At 30.1% G+C, this 1,121-nt stretch carries 3 protein-coding genes; all 3 read right to left on the bottom strand.

Annotation, left to right across the window (positions count from 1 at the left end; all coding sequences use genetic code 11):
• Positions 1–30: 30 nt before the first annotated feature.
• The gene (locus tag B4J88_RS03770) at positions 31–348 is read right to left on the bottom strand and encodes an RNA polymerase sigma factor (RefSeq protein WP_291066448.1); all 318 of its coding nucleotides are present in this window, start codon (positions 346–348) and stop codon (positions 31–33) included.
• A 5-nt stretch (positions 349–353) separates the two neighbouring features.
• Entirely contained in the window at positions 354–617 is a 264-nt protein-coding gene (locus B4J88_RS03765) for a hypothetical protein (protein WP_291047683.1), read from the bottom strand.
• Positions 618–691: 74 nt separating this feature from the next.
• Complete coding sequence (locus B4J88_RS03760) at positions 692–1,099, bottom strand: NUDIX hydrolase (RefSeq protein WP_291066446.1); 408 nt, start codon at positions 1,097–1,099, stop codon at positions 692–694.
• Positions 1,100–1,121: the final 22 nt, after the last annotated feature.

The raw sequence follows: 1,121 nt of genomic DNA, 5'->3' as shown, positions 1-1,121 counted from the left end.
CGCATATATTTCTTGAATTTAATGATCAATCTAACGAGTCCAAGGTTTTTTTTCACCAGAATCCACCTCATCTACTTGATCAATATTTTCTAAAAAAGTATGACGATCTGCTTTTCTCTTTTCTTTTCTAAAATAAGTTAACGCCGTATTCAACGAAACGCGGTACATCCATGTCGAAAATTGAGACTTACCTTCGAAACGATCAAAAGATTTCCATAACTGCAAAACAATCTCTTGTATCAAATCATTTTGATCTTCAGAATTATCCATATACATCATAGCGATTTTGTGTAAAATCCCTTTGTGCTGATCGATTAATTCTAAAAAAAGAGTTTGTTTAGCTTCCAAAATCGTTACTTTATTTTTTTCAACGCAACTTGTTCATCATCGATAAATAAAATACAATTGACTCCGAAAAATTCTTGCAAAATATTTACTTTGATATTTAACTTTTCATCTTTAGAATTTTTCAAATGCCCCGTTAAAATTGGCGCAGAAAAATAGTTAATTTGATAATCTTGTAATTTGTCATTTACAAAAAGTTTTTCGCCAGAAAACCAATTATTCTCGATTCTGATAACATTATTTTCAACTGTTGCTTCCCAAATAGATTTCATCGTTTAATTATTTTAGTGTTTACTAGTAAGTAGAAAAAAAATAAAAACGTTACAAACTTTTTTGAAAAAAAAAATTAAAATTCCATTTCTAACCAAATCGGTAAACTGAATTCTTCTAATAAATGAGCCAATTGAAATTCTTTGTAGTTTTCTTTCGTTATCCACGCCATTTCTTCTATCTCAGAAGCGTTTTTAAGCGTTTTTAATGATTTTAATTTAACATGAAATACATTTGCATGAACTTTGGTATTCTCTTCATTAACGGCAATAGAAGTATGATTTCCTAAAAATGAAACATCGTGCTGTAGAATATCAACATTAATCTCTTCCAAAAATTCGCGTCCAAGCGTTGTTAATAATTCTTCATCTTGTTCTCGTTTTCCTCCAACCATCTGAAAAAATTTCGATTTCTTTTTTCGGACAGCTAACATCCTACCCGTTTCATCTGTAACCAAGGCGTTCACCAAATAAATATGATTCATTGTTATGCGTTATGCGTTATGC

The sequence above is a fragment of the Empedobacter sp. UBA5036 genome (assembly GCF_002415215.1).
In the GTDB taxonomy this organism is placed as follows: Bacteria; Bacteroidota; Bacteroidia; order Flavobacteriales; family Weeksellaceae; genus Empedobacter; species Empedobacter falsenii_B.
The sequence above is the reverse complement of the archived record's forward strand: the minus strand, read 5'-3'. Positions and strand labels throughout refer to the sequence as shown.

What these genes read in the sequence shown, in the direction of transcription:
- B4J88_RS03765 (WP_291047683.1), bottom strand. Translation starts at nt 617, where the DNA reads ATGAAATCTATTTGGGAAGCAACAGTTGAAAATAATGTTATCAGAATC.
- B4J88_RS03760 (WP_291066446.1), bottom strand. Translation starts at nt 1,099, where the DNA reads ATGAATCATATTTATTTGGTGAACGCCTTGGTTACAGATGAAACGGGT.